15 protein-coding genes and 2 pseudogenes are annotated in these 16,658 nt (G+C 67.9%); 8 read left to right on the forward strand and 9 right to left on the reverse strand.

Features of this window, described 5'->3' with window-relative positions; genetic code table 11:
- Positions 1 to 48: 48 nt before the first annotated feature.
- The gene (locus AB0O34_RS32800; RefSeq protein WP_363922153.1) at positions 49 to 759 is read left to right on the forward strand and encodes a TetR/AcrR family transcriptional regulator; all 711 of its coding nucleotides are present in this window, start codon (positions 49 to 51) and stop codon (positions 757 to 759) included.
- A 272-nt stretch (positions 760 to 1,031) separates the two neighbouring features.
- On the opposite strand, the gene AB0O34_RS32805 is transcribed toward AB0O34_RS32800, so the two are convergent.
- A complete protein-coding gene (locus tag AB0O34_RS32805; RefSeq protein WP_363922155.1) occupies positions 1,032 to 1,478 on the reverse strand; it encodes an ATP-binding protein in 447 nt (148 codons plus the stop codon).
- A gap of 149 nt (positions 1,479 to 1,627) precedes the next feature.
- Here AB0O34_RS32805 and AB0O34_RS32810 point away from each other — a divergent pair, with 149 nt between their 5' ends.
- Both AB0O34_RS32810 and AB0O34_RS32815 read left to right on the forward strand, forming a co-directional pair.
- Positions 1,628 to 2,452, forward strand: a complete 825-nt coding sequence (locus AB0O34_RS32810) for a helix-turn-helix transcriptional regulator (RefSeq protein WP_363922157.1) — start codon at positions 1,628 to 1,630, stop codon at positions 2,450 to 2,452.
- Entirely contained in the window at positions 2,440 to 2,652 is a 213-nt protein-coding gene (locus AB0O34_RS32815; RefSeq protein ID WP_363922159.1) for a DUF397 domain-containing protein, read from the forward strand. Before AB0O34_RS32810 ends, AB0O34_RS32815 begins: the two co-directional genes overlap by 13 nt.
- 131 nt (positions 2,653 to 2,783) lie before the next feature.
- On the opposite strand, the pseudogene AB0O34_RS32820 reads toward AB0O34_RS32815, so the two are convergent.
- From AB0O34_RS32820 to leuA, 3 genes and pseudogenes are all read right to left on the reverse strand, one after another.
- Positions 2,784 to 2,891: pseudogene (locus AB0O34_RS32820) on the reverse strand (ABC transporter ATP-binding protein); the annotation flags it as partial.
- A 176-nt stretch (positions 2,892 to 3,067) separates the two neighbouring features.
- Positions 3,068 to 4,369, reverse strand: coding sequence for an ATP-binding protein (locus tag AB0O34_RS32825; protein WP_363922161.1), 1,302 nt, complete (start codon positions 4,367 to 4,369; stop codon positions 3,068 to 3,070).
- 225 nt (positions 4,370 to 4,594) lie between these two features.
- Entirely contained in the window at positions 4,595 to 6,307 is a 1,713-nt protein-coding gene (gene leuA / locus AB0O34_RS32830) for a 2-isopropylmalate synthase (RefSeq protein ID WP_363922163.1), read from the reverse strand.
- Positions 6,308 to 6,626: 319 nt separating this feature from the next.
- On the opposite strand from leuA, the gene AB0O34_RS32835 reads away from it, so the two are divergent.
- Both AB0O34_RS32835 and ctaD read left to right on the forward strand, forming a co-directional pair.
- Positions 6,627 to 6,869: a DUF2630 family protein gene (locus AB0O34_RS32835; protein ID WP_363922165.1), complete on the forward strand. Its 243-nt coding sequence runs from the start codon at positions 6,627 to 6,629 to the stop codon at positions 6,867 to 6,869.
- 194 nt (positions 6,870 to 7,063) lie between these two features.
- Positions 7,064 to 8,734, forward strand: a complete 1,671-nt coding sequence (gene ctaD, locus AB0O34_RS32840) for a cytochrome c oxidase subunit I (RefSeq protein ID WP_363922167.1) — start codon at positions 7,064 to 7,066, stop codon at positions 8,732 to 8,734.
- Between the two features lie 4 nt (positions 8,735 to 8,738).
- On the opposite strand, the gene urtE is transcribed toward ctaD, so the two are convergent.
- The 5 genes and pseudogenes from urtE to urtA form a co-directional block, all read right to left on the reverse strand.
- Positions 8,739 to 9,431, reverse strand: a complete 693-nt coding sequence (urtE, locus tag AB0O34_RS32845) for an urea ABC transporter ATP-binding subunit UrtE (protein ID WP_363922169.1) — start codon at positions 9,429 to 9,431, stop codon at positions 8,739 to 8,741.
- Positions 9,432 to 9,586: 155 nt separating this feature from the next.
- Positions 9,587 to 10,315: pseudogene (urtD, locus tag AB0O34_RS32850) on the reverse strand (urea ABC transporter ATP-binding protein UrtD); the annotation flags it as partial.
- Positions 10,312 to 11,412 carry an urea ABC transporter permease subunit UrtC gene (gene urtC / locus AB0O34_RS32855; protein ID WP_363922171.1) on the reverse strand — a complete coding sequence of 367 codons (1,101 nt, stop codon included), beginning with the start codon at positions 11,410 to 11,412 and terminating at the stop codon, positions 10,312 to 10,314. The gene urtC and the pseudogene urtD, both read right to left, overlap by 4 nt.
- Entirely contained in the window at positions 11,409 to 12,275 is an 867-nt protein-coding gene (urtB, locus tag AB0O34_RS32860) for an urea ABC transporter permease subunit UrtB (protein WP_363922173.1), read from the reverse strand. The genes urtC and urtB overlap by 4 nt, the downstream gene beginning before the upstream one ends.
- Before the next feature lie 288 nt (positions 12,276 to 12,563).
- The gene (gene urtA, locus AB0O34_RS32865; protein ID WP_363922177.1) at positions 12,564 to 13,763 is read right to left on the reverse strand and encodes an urea ABC transporter substrate-binding protein; all 1,200 of its coding nucleotides are present in this window, start codon (positions 13,761 to 13,763) and stop codon (positions 12,564 to 12,566) included.
- Positions 13,764 to 14,121: 358 nt separating this feature from the next.
- Between urtA and AB0O34_RS32870 the strand changes: the two genes are divergently transcribed.
- The 3 genes from AB0O34_RS32870 to AB0O34_RS32880 are packed head-to-tail and all read left to right on the forward strand — an operon-like array spanning position 14,122 to position 16,488.
- Positions 14,122 to 14,424 carry an urease subunit gamma gene (locus AB0O34_RS32870; protein ID WP_262842735.1) on the forward strand — a complete coding sequence of 101 codons (303 nt, stop codon included), beginning with the start codon at positions 14,122 to 14,124 and terminating at the stop codon, positions 14,422 to 14,424.
- An 11-nt stretch (positions 14,425 to 14,435) separates the two neighbouring features.
- Positions 14,436 to 14,774 (forward strand): urease subunit beta, encoded by a 339-nt coding sequence (locus AB0O34_RS32875; RefSeq protein WP_363922179.1) that lies wholly within the window; start codon positions 14,436 to 14,438, stop codon positions 14,772 to 14,774.
- Positions 14,767 to 16,488, forward strand: a complete 1,722-nt coding sequence (locus AB0O34_RS32880) for an urease subunit alpha (protein WP_363922175.1) — start codon at positions 14,767 to 14,769, stop codon at positions 16,486 to 16,488. The genes AB0O34_RS32875 and AB0O34_RS32880 overlap by 8 nt, the downstream gene beginning before the upstream one ends.
- Positions 16,489 to 16,658 lie beyond the last annotated feature (170 nt).

Below are 16,658 nucleotides of genomic sequence, written 5' to 3' on the forward strand. Positions count from 1 at the left end.
GTTTCCTCCCCGGCCTGAAGGCCGGGGTCTCCACGCTGAAAGGATTCGATGAACGCCAGCCGTACCGCTCGCGAACGTGTCCGCGCCGAGCTGATCAGCGAGATCAAAGAGGTGGCCCGGCGCCAGCTCGCCATCGAGGGCACCTCCGGGCTCTCCCTGCGCGCCGTGGCACGGGAGCTCGGCATGGTCTCGTCGGCGATCTACCGTTACTTCCCAAGCCGGGACGAGTTGCTCACCGCGCTCATCATCGAGGCGTTCAACGCGGTGGGGGCCGCAGTGGAGGAGGCCGACGCGGCGTGTCCGCGCGACCGCCACCTCGACCGGTGGATGGCCGTCTGCCGCTCCATACGCACCTGGGCGCTCGCCCACCCGTCCGAGTACGCCCTCATCCACGGCTCCCCCGTGCCCGGCTACGTCGCACCTCAGGACACCGCGGTGGCCGCCGCCCGCGACGGCATCGTCTTCGCGGCGATCCTGCGCGACGCCGACGAGGCGGGGCGGTTGTCGCCGCTGCCTGGCCTTCCGCCCGCTCCCGAAAGCTTCGCGGCGGATGCCGGGCCGCTCCGCGAGGCACTGTTCTCCACGCTCTCCGACGACCTGATCCTGCGGGCGCTGGAGTCCTGGACCGCCATCTACGGCTCGGTGAGCTTCGAGCTGTTCGGCATGTACAAGAACGTCATCGAGCAAGACCGCGCCGCCGCCTTCGACCACACGGCCGCCACCCAGGCCCACCTGCTGGGCCTCACCGCTGCGGGTTGAGCGGCCCGGCCCCCAGATGGTCTAACGCCTTCGACCAGAACCGGATGCGGAGGACCGTTCTGGGCGACGGCGATGGTGCTCTTGCCCCCGCATCGCGCGCCGGTCTGAGTGTGGTGTGGCCCCCCGCGGGGGCGCGACCGAGGTCGCCGGGGGGCCGGTCCGGGCGGGGCACGAGGGGAAGGCCCCGGCCGGACGTCTGGTGACGGGCTCCGGTCTCACCTCCGCCGAGGAGCCACGTCCAAAAGGCAAGCCGCTTGCGGGGCGGCGCCTTTCTAGCCGGACACGCGAGTTGGCGCGTCATCGCGAGCCTTGATCAACCGGATGGCACACCAGACGGTACGGCCCAGACCCGAGCCGAGTTCACGCGTTCCCCAGGCGAGCGAAATCTCGCGGACTATCAGCAGCCCCCGGCCGTGCTCGGATTGCGGCTCTTTCCGTACATGAGGACCAGAGAAGATCGAACCCGGATCACTGACCTCTATGACGACGGCGTCGTCCGCCTCGATGAGGGTGAGGCCGATGAAATCGCTCGGCTTCGAGCTGGAGTGCGTGATCGCATTGGTCACCAGCTCGGAGGTGGCGAGGACTACGTCGTCGATGACCGGGTGGGCGGCTCCCAGCCATCCGCGCACTTCAGAGCGTGCGCGCGAAACAGATTCGTGAACACTGGCGAGAGTCGCCGCTCCGAGAATCCTCGGCTCCGCGCTCGATGGCTCCATGACTTCCCCTGCTCGAAAATTTGTTCCCGACCGACCTTTCCACCCTCCCAGGCTTTGGCTACAGTATGTGTTCGATCGACTTCAACCAGTCATCAACGCTTTAACTGAAACCCCCGGTGAAAAGCTGAGGAAGAGCCTTCGGAGCCCCAATGCCAAAGGAAATCGATCTCAACCCCTCCGAATCCCCGACCGCCCTGTTCGGCTTCGAGCTGCGGCGACACCGCAAGGAACGAGGATGGTCCCAGTTGCGCCTGGCCCGCGCGGTGCCGTACTCGGTCGGCACAATCAGCATGATCGAGACCGCGAAACGGTCACCGTCCGAGGAGTTCGCCCGCCACTGCGACGAGGCTTTGGAAGCCGAAGGGGCATTGATGCGCCTCTGGCCGATGGTCAGTCGTTCGACGGCCCCACCCTGGTTCCGTCCATGGCTGGACGTCGAGGCAACGGCCGAGGCGCTCCGCACCTGGGAGCCGCTGATCGTTCCCGGCCTGCTTCAAACCGAGAACTACGCGAGAGCCATGCTGAACGGGGAGCCGGGTGTAACCCCTGACGAGGTGGAAGAACATGTCACCGCGCGCATGGAGCGACAGTCAATCCTTAAGCGCCCCAAGCCGCCCATGCTCTGGGTGGTCCTGGATGAGGGCATACTCCACCGGCCGATCGGCAGTCCCAATGTCATGGCGGAACAACTGGCTCACCTGGTTGAACTCGGGCGGGCTCCGAGGATCACCATGCAGGTTCTCCCGCTTAAGGCCTTGTCCACGACCGGGCTTCTCGGAGGCTTCATGATCGCCCAAGCGAGTGGGACACCCGACACGGCCTACATCGAGGCGGCTTCGAACGCCCAGGTAACCGACTGGACAGAGGCCGTACGGACCCTAGCATTCAGGTACGAGGGAATTCGCTCCGAAGCACTGTCCCAACGCGAGTCCCTGGAATTGATCAAGGAGAAGATACAGCAATGGACGAGCTGACCCAGGAACTCAGGGCAGCTAAATGGGCCAAGTCATCGCGCTCGGGCAGCAACGGCGGTAACTGCGTTGAGGTCGCGAAGCTGCCCGGTGGACGTCGAGGTGTCCGTGACAGCAAGAACGTCGCGGGACCGGCGCTCGTGTGCACCGGCTCCGCGTGGAACGCCTTCACCCGGACACTGAAGGACGGCGACCTCGTCTAAGGCGGCCTCCACGAACGTTCACCAGGTCGGCCACCGTACAGTGGCGCCGACATCGCCGTACCACGTCCCACCGCGTCGGCGCCAGGTAGTTAGCACCAGGGTGGCGAAGAGGGGTGGCCCGTGGCACGAACCAGCCTGCCGTGTACCTCGCCGGTGCGCACGGTCAGGTCGAGCCCGTCCAGGGCGCGGGTGCGCCCGAACGTCTTGACCAGGCCCTCAGCGCGGATCGCCTCGGTCATAACCGTGCTCCTTCGGACGTGGAGCGTGGGTCCGCGTCATCGCGGGTCGCCTCGGTCATCGCTTGCTCCTTCACCCGCGGAGTCCGGGGCCGCGGCGGTAGGGGGTTGTTGCGCTCGTAGTTGGTCAAGCGCCGCCTGCGCTTGGGTGGCCAGCGAGCGTTACCTCAACGGCGCGGTCAGCGCCCTTCCCATAGGGCGCTGACCGGCATGGCGCGCATGCGATCGCCAAAGGGGAGAGTCTGCGTGCCCGTGTAAAGAACGACTCCGACGATGAAGTCGTCACCAAGGCGATCGGCCAGGTGTCGCAGCCCTCTGAAGTCGTCGGATCGCACGGTCGATGACGCTTTGACCTCAATACCAATCACTTGGCCTTGGCGGTTCTCCAGGACGGCGTCCACCTCGACCTGGTCCTTGGTGCGATAGTGGAACAACTCGGCGCGCTGCTCAGACCAGGTCAGCTGGCGGGCCAGTTCCATAAGGACGAACCCTTCAAGGAGGGGACCGAACTGGCCGTCCGGTCGCACCAGGCTCCTGGAGTCGGCGCCAAGAAGGTTCGCGGCCACCCCCGAATCCACGAACGCGACCTTCGGTGTACTGATCGCACGGCTGCTGATATTGCGTGACCACGCGGGAATGCGCTTGGTCAGGAACACCTCGTCGAGCAACGCAAGATAGCGATGGATAGTCGTCGCGGACAGCCCGACGGCGGTGCTCATCGCGTTGGCGACCAGAAGCTGACCCGACCGCGCGGCCAGCAGTCGCACGAGGGCACGCATCTGCGGTACCCGTTCGATCTCCGCCAACTGGCTCACGTCTCGTGCGATGAGGTCGGACACATACGAGTCGAGGAACCGCTCTCGCCGCCGAGGATTCGATCTAGCGACAGCCTCGGGAAAGCCCCCTCTGACCACCCGTTCCGCGTACTCGTTGCGCGTGACCGCCGAGGTGTGGCGGAGACGCTCACCCTCGGTGAAGAGGGCATCCACGAAGCCATCGGCGGTGCCGTCGATCTCGCCTTGAGAGAAGGGCCAGAGCTCGATGGTCTCCATCCGGCCGGGCAGTAGATCCGGAAGCGCCCTAAGGCCCAGCACTCGCGCTGATCCGGTCAGCAGATAGCGACCAGGCGCCGGGTAGGTGTCCACCTGCTCTTTGATGGCCAATAACAGGTCGGGCACCCGCTGGATCTCGTCGATCACCATCAGTTCCGGGAAGGCGACGAAACCGGCCGGGTCAGTGAGGGCGGCTTGCCGGACCACCGGCGTGTCGAGATTTCGCCACTCGGCCGCACGGTCCTTGGCCAGAAGCCGGACCAATGTGCTCTTGCCACACTGGCGCGCGCCATTGACGAGCACGACACGGGTATCGGCGAGGGCCTCCCCGACAGCCACACTGGCGTGGCGAGGAACAACCTTGCCAAGAGGAGTCTGCGAAGGGACAACCACCAGATCAGCATGGCACAGTGGACCCTCCAACGACATGTTGGCCGCCAGGTTGCCAGCACGTTGGTCGCAGTATCACTGGCATGTTGGCCGGAGATTTGCTGGCACGTTGGACGGTGCTATGCCGACATGTTGGTCGCATCTATAACGGGGTTTCCAGGCCGATGCGGAAGAGGTCGCCGGGCTCTTACGAGACCTGAGTGAACCGGATGATCCGGTTCACTCAGGCGGCTCTGAAGCGCCCCGATCACCTGATGGAAACGGTCAGCGGGATGCGCGGTTGACGGCCGAGAGGATGGCCTTGAGGGAGGCGGTGACGGTGTTGGCGTCGACGCCGATGCCCCACAGCACCCGGTCGCCGACCTGGCACTCGACGTAGGCGGCGGCGCGGGCGTCGCTGCCGGCGCTCATGGCGTGCTCGGTGTAGTCGAGCACCCGCACGTCGACCCCGACGCTGCTGAGCGCGTCGACGAAGGCCGAGATGGGCCCGTTGCCCACGCCCTCGACCTCGCGGATCTGGCCGTCGACGCGGATGTCGGCGCTGATGGCGTCCTTCTCGTCGACCTGCGAGACGTTGCGGTGGGCCAGCAGGCCGAGGCGGCCCCAGGGCTTCACCGGGTTCGGCAGGAACTCGTCGCGGAAGACCTCCCACATCTGGGCCGGAGTGACCTCGCCGCCCTGGGTGTCGGTGTGGGACTGGATGACGCCGGAGAACTCGATCTGCAGTCGGCGCGGCAGGTCGAAGCCGTGCTCGGCCTTCATGATGTACGCCACGCCGCCCTTGCCGGACTGGCTGTTGACCCGGATGACGGCCTCGTAGGTGCGGCCGACGTCCTTGGGGTCGATCGGCAGGTAGGGCACGGCCCACGCGAAGTCGTCGACCTGCGCCCCGGCCGCCGTCGCGTCGCGCTCCAGCGCCTCCAGGCCCTTCTTGATGGCGTCCTGGTGGGAGCCGGAGAAGGCGGTGTAGACCAGCTCGCCGCCGTACGGGTGGCGGGGGTGGACCGGGAGCTGGTTGCAGTACTCGACGACGCGGCGGATCTCGTCGATGTCGCCGAAGTCGATCATCGGGTCGACGCCCTGGGAGAAGAGGTTCATGCCCAGGGTGACCAGGCAGACGTTGCCGGTGCGCTCGCCGTTGCCGAACAGGCAGCCCTCGATGCGGTCGGCTCCGGCCTGGAAGCCCAGCTCGGCTGCGGCGACGGCCGTACCCCGGTCGTTGTGGGGATGCAGGGACAGCACGATCGAGTCGCGGTAGGCCAGGTTGCGGTGCATCCACTCGATCTGGTCGGCGTAGACATTCGGCGTGGCCATCTCGACGGTGGCCGGCAGGTTGATGATGACCTTGCGGTCGGGGGTTGGCTGCCAGACGTCGTTGACGGCGTCGCACACCTCGACGGCGTACTCCAGCTCGGTGCCGGTGAACGACTCCGGCGAGTACTGGAAGTAGATCTCGGTGTCGCCCATCTGGGCGGCGAGCTTCTTGCACAGCTTCGCGCCCTCGACGGCGATCGCCGTGATGCCGTCCTTGTCCTGGCCGAACACCACACGGCGCTGCAGGGTCGAGGTGGAGTTGTACAGGTGGACGATGGCCTGCTTGGCGCCACGCACCGCCTCGAAGGTGCGCTCGATCAGCTCGGGCCTGGCCTGGGTCAGCACCTGGATCACCACGTCGTCGGGGACGCGGTCCTCCTCGATGATCTGCCGCACGAAGTCGAAGTCGGTCTGCGAGGCGGCCGGGAAACCCACCTCGATCTCCTTGTAGCCCATGCGGACCAGCAGCTCGAACATGTTGAGCTTGCGGTGGGGGTCCATGGGGTCGATCAGCGCCTGGTTGCCGTCGCGCAGGTCGACCGCGCACCACTGGGGGGCCCGGTCGATGACCTTGTCGGGCCAGGTGCGGTCGGCCAGGCGTACGGGGGCGAACGCCTGGTAGCGCTGGAACGGCATGGGACTGGGCTGCTGCTGGGGATACATTGCGTGCTCCTGATCGGTTTCGGAGACCGGGGCGGCACACGTCAGGACTTCACGCCTGAACTGGTCTGACGAATCAGAGAGAGGTCGCCACCGGGATTAACCCTAAAGCGGCCGACGCGCATGGCTCGCTCCGCGGCGAGGGGGCCGGCCTCTTACAGGCCCTCGCCGCGGCAGCTAAGAAGCAGCCCGCGCAGCATACCCAGACCGTAGCAGACCCCGGGGAGTCGCCGGAACGCGACGCCGGAACCCGGGGGTCGGACCCCTAAGATCCCCAGCCTTCCACCCCGTAAGCTCGCATTGGAGATTAGGAGGCACGAATATGCAGGATGGCGAGATCCTTACCAAGATAAAGGAACTCATCGCGGAGGAGCACGTTCTGCGCGAGCGGGTCGGCACGGGAGACGTCTCCGCCGACGACGAGAAGGCCCGCGTCGGCGAGCTGGAGGAGGCGCTGGACCAGTGCTGGGACCTCCTGCGGCAGCGCAAGGCGCGCCGGGAGTTCGGCGAGGACCCGGACTTCTCCACCCCCCGCCCCGTCGACGAGGTCGAGAACTACGACTAATAGTCCCCAAACGCGTGGGGTGGCCAGGGTTTTGCCAGGAAAGCCTGGCCGTCGCTGTCGTGTCTTTGCCGCTCGTTTCGCCAACAGACGCCCTTAGCAGGCTGTAATCGGACTACAACCACAAGTAGCACGATTGTCAGCCGTGGCGGGGGGTGTGTCGTGCGAGCGCTACGCGACCCTGAGGGGGTGGTCCAGTGACCTCCACCCGAGTGCCCCGAATCGAGGAGCCCCGCAAGCCCGTCCGCAAGGGCCAGCTCATCATCGGCTGGGCGACCACCACCGACCACAAGGTCATCGGCAACCTGTACCTCATCACGTCCTTCCTGTTCTTCGTGCTCGCGGGCGTGCTGGCGATGATCATCCGTGCCGAGCTGGCTCAGCCGGGCCTCCAGTTCGTCACCCAGAAGCACTACAACGAACTGTTCACGATGCACGGCGCGCTGATGCTGCTTCTGTTCGCCACCCCGCTGTTCGCGGGCTTCGCGAACGCGATCATGCCGCTGCAGATCGGCGCCCCCGACGTGGCCTTCCCCCGGCTCAACATGCTGAGCTACTGGCTGTTCCTGTTCGGCGGCCTGATCGTCGTCGCCGGGTTCTTCACCGCCGACGGCGCGGCGGACTTCGGCTGGACCGCCTACGCGCCTCTGTCCACCGACACCTACTCGCCCGGCATCGGCAAGGGACTGTGGATCGTCGGGCTGGTCCTGTCGGGGCTCGGGACGATCCTCGGCGCGGTGAACTTCATCACCACGATCATCTGCATGCGCGCGCCGGGCATGACCATGTTCCGGATGCCGATCTTCACGTGGAACATCCTGCTCACCAGCGTGCTGGCGCTGCTGGCCTTCCCGGTGCTGGCCGCCGCGCTGCTGGTGCTGGGGATCGACAGGGAACTCGGCGCGCACGTCTTCCGCGCCGAGAACGGCGGCGCCCTGCTGTGGCAGCACCTGTTCTGGTTCTTCGGGCATCCGGAGGTGTACATCATCGCGTTGCCGTTCTTCGGCATCATCACCGAGGTGCTCCCGGTCTTCAGCCGCAAGCCGGTCTTCGGCTACATAGGCCTGGTCGGGGCGACGATCGCCATCGCGGGGCTGTCAGCCGTGGTGTGGGCGCACCACATGTTCGTCACCGGTCACGTGCTGCTGCCGTTCTTCTCGTTCATGTCGTTCCTCATCGCCGTGCCGACGGGGGTGAAGTTCTTCAACTGGGTCGGCACGATGTGGCGGGGCCACCTGTCGTTCGAGTCGCCGATGCTGTTCGCCGTCGGCTTCCTGGTCACGTTCCTGCTGGGCGGGCTCACCGGCGTGATCCTCGCCTCACCACCGCTGGACTTCCACGTGAGCGACACCTACTTCGTGGTGGCGCACTTCCACTACGTCGTCTTCGGCACCGTCGTCTTCGCGATGTTCGCCGGGTTCTACTTCTGGTGGCCGAAGATCACCGGCAGGATGCTCAACGACACGCTGGGCAAATGGCACTTCTGGCTGCTGTTCATCGGCTTCCACACCACCTTCCTGGTGCAGCACTTGCTGGGAACCGAAGGCTTTCCGCGCCGCTACGCCGACTACTCCCCCACAGACGGCTTCACGACCCTCAACCTGATCTCCTCGATAGGCGCGTTCATCCTCGGCGCCTCGACGCTGCCCTTCCTGTACAACGTCTGGCACACCTGGAGGCACGCCCCGAAAGTGACCGTCGACGACCCGTGGGGGTTCGGCAACTCGCTGGAGTGGGTTACGTCGTGCCCGCCTCCCCGGCACAACTTCCTGTTCCTCCCGCCGATCCGCTCCGAGCGTCCGGCGTTCGACTACCACTACTCCCACCTCGCCATCGAGACCGAGCGGGCGGGCAGGACGCCACCGTGAGACCTCAGACGGCCAGGAGGCGGTGGACCTCCTCCTCGTGGAGCTCCTCGGCGCCGCCCGCGCGTACCACGTGGCCCGCGTCGAGGATGATGAACCGGTCGGCGAGCCTGAGCGCGAGATCGAGGTACTGCTCGACGAGGAGCACGGCGAGCCCGGAGGCGTGCAACTGCTCGATGGCCTCCTCGATCTCCAGGATGATCGACGGCTGGATGCCCTCGGTCGGCTCGTCGAGGATCAGCAGCTTGGGCCGGGTGACCAGGGCCCGCGCCATGGCCAGTTGCTGCTGCTGCCCCCCGGACAGGAAGCCCGCCCGCCTCTTCAGGAGCGGCTTGAGCCGGGGAAAGACCGTGAGGGCCTCCTCGATCGCGGTGGGGTCCTTGTGCGGGGAGGCCTCCAGCGTCACCAGGAGGTTGCCCATCACGCTCAGCTGCGGGAACGTCTCGTGCCCCTGGGGGACGTAGCCCAGGCCGAGCCGCACCCGCTCGTGGGGCCGCAGCTTCGTCACGTCCTTGCCCTCGAACGTGACGGTACCCGCCGTGGCGGGCAGCACCCCCATGACGGTGTTGAGCAGTGTGGTCTTGCCCACGCCGTTGCGTCCCATGACGCAGACCAGGCTGCCCGGCGGCACGTCGAAGGACACGCCGAACAGCACGCGCGCCCTGCCGTACCCCGACTCCAGTCCTTGTACCGACAGCATCACTTCACCTCCCCGGCGCCCGAACCGGCGGCCGAGCCCACGACCGGTTTCCCATCGGCCGGTTTCTCATCGGCCGGTTTCTCATCGGCCGGTTTCTCATCGGCCGGTTTCTCATCGGCCCGGCCGGCGGCCGGGCCCCTGCCTCTTTCCTCGGCGCGGCCGAGATACACCTCTTGGACGCGAGGATCCGCTCTGACCTGGTCGACGGAGCCCTCCACGAGCAGCTTTCCCTCGTGCAGCACCGTCACCTGGGACGCGTACCGTCGCAGGAAATCCATGTCGTGCTCGATCACGATGACCGTGTGGTCCTTGGCGATCTCGGTGAGCAGCTCGCCCGTGCGCGACCGCTCGTCCCCCGACATCCCGGCGACCGGCTCGTCGAGGAGCAGCAGCCTGGGGCGCTGGGCGATGAGCATGCCGATCTCCAGCCACTGCCGCTGGCCGTGGGACAGCACCCCCGCCGGCTGGTCGGCGAGCGCGTCCAGCCCGGTGGTCGCCATCGCCGAGGCGACGGCCTCGGACACGCCGCGCCGCCGCCGGGCCAGCGACCACAGCGGCCGGCGGAACGACGCGGCGAGGTCGAGGTTCTCCACGACCGTGAGCTGCTCGAACACCACCGAGGTCTGGAACGTGCGCCCCACGCCCATTCGGACGATCTCGTGCTCCTTGCGGCCGACGAGGTCCGAGCCCTCGAACCGCACCGAACCTCCGGCCGGCCGGGTTAGGCCGGTGATCACGTCGATCAGCGTGGTCTTGCCGGCGCCGTTCGGGCCGATGAGGAAGCGGAGCTCCCCCTGCTCGACCGTGAAGTCGACTCCGTCGATCGCCCGGAACCCGTCGAACACCACCGACAGGTCGCGTACCTCCAGCAGGGCGCCGCTCATGCCCGTGCCCTCCTCGACGGCAGCAGGTCGCGTACGGTCGCGGCCAGGCCGAAGACGCCCTTGGGCGCCAGCGTCATGACCAGGATGAACAGCGCTCCTTGCAGGTAGAGCCAGCCGTCGGCGAACTCCTCGCTGAAGGAGGTCTTGGCGTACCCCATGACGACCGCACCGAGCACGGCCCCCGCCAGCGAGAACCGCCCGCCGACCGCCACCGCGACGACCAGCTCCAGTGAGGGGACGACGCCGAGCAGCGCGGGGGAGATGATGCCGACGACGGGCACGAACAGCGCCCCCGCGAGGCCGGCCATGCCCGCCGACACGGCGAAGGTGATCGTCTTGACGGTCGCCGGGTTGTACCCGAGGAAGCGCACCCGGTCCTCGCCGTCCCTGATCGCGACCAGCAGCCTGCCGAACCTGCTCCGGACGAGCTGCCAGGCCACCAGGTAGAGCACGCCGAGGACGGCCGCGACGACGACGTACAGCCCGCGCTGCGTGCCGTCGACGGCCAGGTCCTGCCCGAAGAGGTCGAAGAAGTTGGTCAGGCCGTTGGTGCCGCCGGTCAAGCCCTGCTGCCCGACCAGGAGGATGACCATCGCGGCGGCCAGCGCCTGGGTGAGGATCGCGAAGTAGGCGCCGCGCACGCGCTGCCTGAACACCAGCGATCCGAGCAGCACCGCGAGCAGGACCGGCCCGATGACGGCGAAGGCGATGGCGAAGAACGGGTTCTCGAACGGGACCCACAGCGCGGGCAGCTTCTCGACGCCGCTCCACACCATGAAGTCCGGCAGGTCGCCGCCGGCGTCGTGGAGTTTGAGGTACATGCCCATCGCGTAGCCGCCGAGGCCGAAGAACACGCCCTGGCCGAGGGTGAGCATGCCGCCCTTGCCCCACGCCAGCCCGATGCCGAGCGCCACGATGCCGAAGCAGAGGTACTTCGCGAGGAGCCCGAGCCGGAAGGGCTCCAGCATCAGCGGGGCCACCACCAGCGCGAGCACCGCTATCAGGACGAACACGGCCGGCCCGCGAAGCCTGCCGCGCCACGGGCGCCCGGGCTCCGGCGGGGCGAGCTGTACGACGTTCCGCACGGTAGTGGTCATGTGAGCGCCCTCGATCTGAGCACGAACAGGCCCTGGGGCCGTACCTGGAGGAACGCGATGATCGCCACGAAGACGATGACCTTGGCCAGGCTGGCGTTGGTCCAGAACTCCGCGTACGAGTTCAGCAGCCCGAGCGCGACCGCGGCGATCACCGCTCCGCGCAGCTGCCCGAGGCCGCCGGCGACCACGACGAGGAACGCGTCCACGATGTAGTAGGTGCCGAGGGCTGGGCCGACCGGGCCGATCAGCGTGAGCGCCACCCCGGCGATGCCGGCGAGGCCCGAGCCGATGAAGAACGTGCGCTGGTCGACCCGTCCGGTGTTGATGCCCATGACGGCGGCCAGCTGACGGTTCTGCATGACCGCCTGCATGCGGCGCCCCTGGGAGGTGCGGCTCATGTAGGCCCAGATCGCCACGACGCTGCCGACGGCCAGCGCGAAGATGAAGAGCCGGTTGTACGGCAGGATGCCGAAGCCGCCCTGCAGCCAGGTCGGGGCCTGCACCTGCACGTTCGGTGCGCCGAACAGATCCCGCGCGAGCTGCTGCAGCACCAGGCTGACGCCCCAGGTGAGCAGCAGCGTGTCGAGGGGTCGGCCGTAGAAGTGCCGGATCGCGGTCCGCTCCAGGATCAGGCCCATGAGCCCGGCCACGACGAACGCCACCGGCAGCGCCACGAGCACCGCCTGGCGTCCCGCCCAGCCCTGGAGCAGGTACGCGGTGTAGGCGCCGGCCATGATGAACTCGCCGTGCGCCATGTTGATCACGCCCATCTGGCCGAACGTGAACGTCAGGCCGAGCGCGATGAGCAGCAGCACCGCCCCGATCGAGAGCCCGATGGGAAGCTGGTTGACTATGGCCTCCATCGCGGCCCCACCTCCCGTGCCTCTCCCCGCGTCCGCGCCTGCCGCATCGTTTCCGCCGCCCGCCGGGTGGCCGTCTCGCTGTCGCTGATGGGGCTCTCCTCGTGCTCGTGCCTGTCCTCGCCCTGGGCCTCTGGGTCCCTTTGATCGGTTCCGGAACGCGGGCCGCGCCGCGTCTCCGCGCCGCGGTGATGCCCGCGGTCAGGTCGCGCCCGCGTTCCGGACCCGTCGTGGGTGGCCGGGTGGAGACTCCCCCTCGACCCGGCCACGTTCATGTCGGCCGTCTCGCCGCTAGGCGAGGCCACCGGCCCAGGGGTAGGTCTTGAGGTAGGGGTCGGGCTTGATCGGCTTGCCGGAGTTCCAGACCTCCTTGATCTGGCCGTCCGGTTCGACGACGCCGATCCTGGCGGTCTTGTACATGTGCTGGTTCTCGCCGTCGATCGTGACCGAGCCCTCGGGCCGATCGAGCGTGATGCCCCCGGCTGCCTTCTTCACCGCCTCGACGTCGGTCGAGCCGGCCTTCTTGGCCGCCTCGGCCCACAGGTAGACGGCGTTGTAGCCGGCCTCCATCGGGTCGGAGGTCACCCGGTCGGCGCCGTACTTCGCCTTGAATGCCTCGACGAACTTCTTGTTCGCCGGGTTGTCGGTGGTCTGGTAGTAGTTCCACGCCACCAGGTGGCCGGCGATGTTGTCGACGCCGATCCCCTTGACCTCCTCCTCGGCGACGCTCACCGACATGACGGGCATCTGCTCGGCGGTGACCCCGGCGCTCTTCAACTGCTTGAAGAAGGCCACGTTGCTGTCGCCGTTGAGCGTGTTGAACACCGCGTCCGGTTTGGCCTGGACCACCTTGTTGACGAGCGTGCTGTATTCGGTGTGGCCGAGCGGGGTGTACTCCTCGCCGAGAACCTGCATTCCGTTCGCCGCCGCGTACGCCTTGATGATTTTGTTGGCCGTACGGGGGAAGACGTAGTCGCTGCCGACCAGGAAGATTTTCTTCTTGCCCTTTTCCTTGAGATAGTCGAGGCCGGGCACGATCTGCTGGTTGGTGGTGGCGCCCGTGTAGAAGATGTACGGCGAGCTCTCCAGCCCCTCGTACTGCACCGGGTACCACAGCAGGGCCTTGCGCTTCTCGAAGACCGGGAGCATGGCCTTGCGGCTCGCGGAGGTCCAGCCGCCGAACACCGTGGCGACCTTGTCCTGCGCGATCAGCTTGGTGGCCTTCTCGGCGAAGGTCGGCCAGTCGGACGCGCCGTCCTCCACCACGGGAACGAGCTTCTTGCCCAGCACGCCGCCGGCCGCGTTGATCTCCTCGATCGCGAGCAGTTCCGCGTCACGGACGGTGACCTCGCTGATCGCCATCGTGCCGCTCAGAGAGTGCAGGATGCCCACCTTGATGGTGGAGGAATCCCCTCCCGCGGCGGCCGTGCCACCGGTGGTCGTCGAGGACTGACCGCCACAGGCCGCGAGCCCGGTTGCCAGCACCGCCATCGCGGTCCCGATACGCCAAGCTGAATTCCGCAATTACTCCTCCTTGCCGATACGGCCCCCGCACCGACCCATCTGCCGCCAAGGTGATCGAGTGAGGTTTCCCGCCGACGTCGCGGTTGTTAATTGCCGTTTACCGGCTCTTCACCGAAACAACATGACGGGTCCGTCGGGCAGGTCCGTATAAGGCGTCCGGCGCGCACGGCGTTGAACTCCACGGAGGCCGATCACCGTCGGGGACTCTTTGCCGTGAATTCACCCGACGGGCCGGGAGAAGGAATATCCCGCCCCGCCAACGGCCGACACACAGCGGAAATGCCGATGTCACGCCACGGAAACGGTTGTTGCCTAGTGTCCGGCCATGCGGCTCACCCCACACGAACAGGAACGCCTGCTCATCCACGTCGCGGCGGGCGTGGCCAGAGATCGCCAGGCCAGGGGGCTGCGCCTCAACCATCCGGAGGCGACCGCGATCATCGCGTCCTTCCTCCTGGAGGGCGCCAGAGACGGCCGGACCGTCGCCGACCTGATGGAGGCGGGACGCAAGGTCCTCCGCCGAGAGGACGTGATGGAGGGGATCCCCGAGATGCTGGAATCGGTGCAGATCGAGGCGACGTTCCCCGACGGCACCAAGCTCGTCACCGTCCACCGGCCCATCCAGTGAGCGCCGAGCCCATGGTGCCCGGTGAGATCGTCTTCGGCGAGGGCGCCATCCCGCTGAACCCCGGCCGCGAGCGCGTGACCCTGCGCGTGGTCAACACCGCCGACCGGCCGATCCAGGTGGGGTCGCACTACCACTTCGCCGCCGCCAACCCGGGGCTCGCCTTCGACCGGGACGCCGCGTGGGGAAGGCGGCTCGACGTGCCCGCCGGCACCGCCGTCAGGTTCGAGCCCGGCATCGAGCGCGACGTGACGCTGGTGCCGCTCGCCGGGCACCGCGTCGTCCCCGGCCTGCGCCTCGAATGGGCCGGGCCGCTCGACACACGTGCACCTGAGGGGGGTTCGCATGACTGAGCCGACGATCGGCCGTTCCCGGTACGCCATGCTGTACGGCCCGACGACCGGCGACAGGATCCGGCTCGCGGACACGGACCTGTTCATCGAGGTCTCCGACGATCTCAGCAGGGGGCAGGGCGCGGGCGACGAGGTCGTCTTCGGCGGCGGCAAGGTGATCCGCGAGTCCATGGGGCAGGCCAGGACCACCCGCGCCGAGGGCGCCCCCGACCTGGTGATCACCGGCGCGGTCATCCTCGACCACTGGGGCGTGGTCAAGGCCGACATCGGCGTCAGGGACGGGCGGATCACCGCCATCGGCAAGGCCGGCAACCCCGACACGATGGACGGCGTCCACCCCGACCTGGTGATCGGCCCCTCCACCGAGATCCTGGCGGGCAACGGCAAGATCGTCACCGCGGGGGCGATCGACTCGCACGTCCACCTGATCTGCCCGCAGATCGTGGACGAGGCGCTCGCGGCGGGCGTGACCACGGTCATCGGCGGCGGCACCGGGCCCGCCGAGGGCACCAAGGCCACCACGGTCACGGGCACCTGGTACCTCGCGCGCATGCTGGAGTCGATGGACGGCATGCCCGTCAACGTCGCGCTGCTGGGCAAGGGCAACACCGTCAGCGCCGAGGGGCTGACCGAGCAGCTGCGCGCCGGGGCCTCGGGCTTCAAGCTGCACGAGGACTGGGGCACGACGCCCGCCGCCATCGACGCGTGCCTGCGGGTCGCCGACGCCACGGGCGTGCAGGTGGCCATCCACACCGACACGCTCAACGAGGCGGGGTTCGTCGAGTCGACGCTCCAGGCCATCGGCGACCGGATGATCCACGCCTACCACACCGAAGGGGCGGGAGGCGGGCACGCGCCCGACATCATCCGCGTCGCGGCGTACGCCAACGTGCTGCCGTCCTCGACCAACCCGACGCGCCCGCACACGATCAACACCCTGGACGAGCACCTCGACATGCTGATGGTCTGCCACCACCTCAACCCGGCGGTGCCCGAGGATCTGGCCTTCGCCGAGTCGCGCATCCGCCCCTCGACGATGGCCGCCGAGGACGTGCTGCACGACATCGGCGCGATCTCGATGATCGGGTCCGACTCCCAGGCGATGGGCCGGGTCGGCGAGACCATCATCAGGACCTGGCAGACCGCCCATGTGATGAAGAGGCGCAGGGGCGCCCTGCCCGGGGACGGCCGGGCCGACAACTTCCGCGCGCAGCGCTATGTCGCGAAGTACACGATCTGCCCGGCTGTCGCGCACGGGCTTGACGAGCACGTCGGCTCGGTGGAGGTCGGCAAGCTTGCCGACCTCGTCCTCTGGGAGCCCGCGTTCTTCGGGGTGAAGCCGCAGCTCGTGGTCAAGGGCGGCGTCATCGCCTACGCGCAGATGGGCGACGCCAACGCCTCCATCCCGACGCCCCAGCCCGTGATGCCCCGCCCGATGTTCGGCGCGGCCCCGGTCACCGCGGCCGCCACGTCGCTGCACTTCGTCGCGCCGCTCGCCATCGAGGACGGCCTGGCCGACCGGCTGCGGGTCAACCGGCGCCTGGTCCCGGTCGCCGACGTGCGACGGCGCGGTAAGGAGTCCATGCCGCACAACGACGCGCTCCCGGCCATCGAGGTGGAACCCGACACGTTCGCGGTCCGCGTGGAAGGCGAGCTGATAGAGCCCGCCCCGGCAGGGGAGCTTCCGATGGCCCAGCGCTACTTCCTGTTCTGACATGCACGCGGCGCTGCTGCTACTCGCCGACTCCCGGCTCCCCGCGGGTGGCCACGGCCATTCAGGTGGAGCCGAGGAGGCGGTGCGGATCGGGGCGATCACCGGCCCGGAGGATCTGGCGCGGTTCCTCCGTGGCCGGCTCGCCACGACCGGCCTGGTCGCCGCGGCCC

It is taken from the genome of Sphaerisporangium sp. NPDC088356 (assembly GCF_040685555.1).
In the GTDB taxonomy this organism is placed as follows: domain Bacteria; phylum Actinomycetota; class Actinomycetes; order Streptosporangiales; family Streptosporangiaceae; genus Sphaerisporangium.

Coding starts and splice junctions, on each gene's coding strand:
- AB0O34_RS32835 (WP_363922165.1), top strand. CDS start 6,627: ATGCAGGATGGCGAGATCCTTACCAAGATAAAGGAACTCATCGCGGAG.
- AB0O34_RS32810 (WP_363922157.1), top strand. CDS start 1,628: ATGCCAAAGGAAATCGATCTCAACCCCTCCGAATCCCCGACCGCCCTG.
- AB0O34_RS32870 (WP_262842735.1), top strand. CDS start 14,122: ATGCGGCTCACCCCACACGAACAGGAACGCCTGCTCATCCACGTCGCG.
- AB0O34_RS32800 (WP_363922153.1), top strand. CDS start 49: ATGAACGCCAGCCGTACCGCTCGCGAACGTGTCCGCGCCGAGCTGATC.
- AB0O34_RS32825 (WP_363922161.1), bottom strand. CDS start 4,369: ATGTCGTTGGAGGGTCCACTGTGCCATGCTGATCTGGTGGTTGTCCCT.
- urtA (WP_363922177.1), bottom strand. CDS start 13,763: ATGGCGGTGCTGGCAACCGGGCTCGCGGCCTGTGGCGGTCAGTCCTCG.
- AB0O34_RS32880 (WP_363922175.1), top strand. CDS start 14,767: ATGACTGAGCCGACGATCGGCCGTTCCCGGTACGCCATGCTGTACGGC.
- urtB (WP_363922173.1), bottom strand. CDS start 12,275: ATGGAGGCCATAGTCAACCAGCTTCCCATCGGGCTCTCGATCGGGGCG.
- AB0O34_RS32805 (WP_363922155.1), bottom strand. CDS start 1,478: ATGGAGCCATCGAGCGCGGAGCCGAGGATTCTCGGAGCGGCGACTCTC.
- AB0O34_RS32875 (WP_363922179.1), top strand. CDS start 14,436: ATGGTGCCCGGTGAGATCGTCTTCGGCGAGGGCGCCATCCCGCTGAAC.
- leuA (WP_363922163.1), bottom strand. CDS start 6,307: ATGTATCCCCAGCAGCAGCCCAGTCCCATGCCGTTCCAGCGCTACCAG.
- urtE (WP_363922169.1), bottom strand. CDS start 9,431: ATGCTGTCGGTACAAGGACTGGAGTCGGGGTACGGCAGGGCGCGCGTG.
- AB0O34_RS32815 (WP_363922159.1), top strand. CDS start 2,440: ATGGACGAGCTGACCCAGGAACTCAGGGCAGCTAAATGGGCCAAGTCA.
- urtC (WP_363922171.1), bottom strand. CDS start 11,412: ATGACCACTACCGTGCGGAACGTCGTACAGCTCGCCCCGCCGGAGCCC.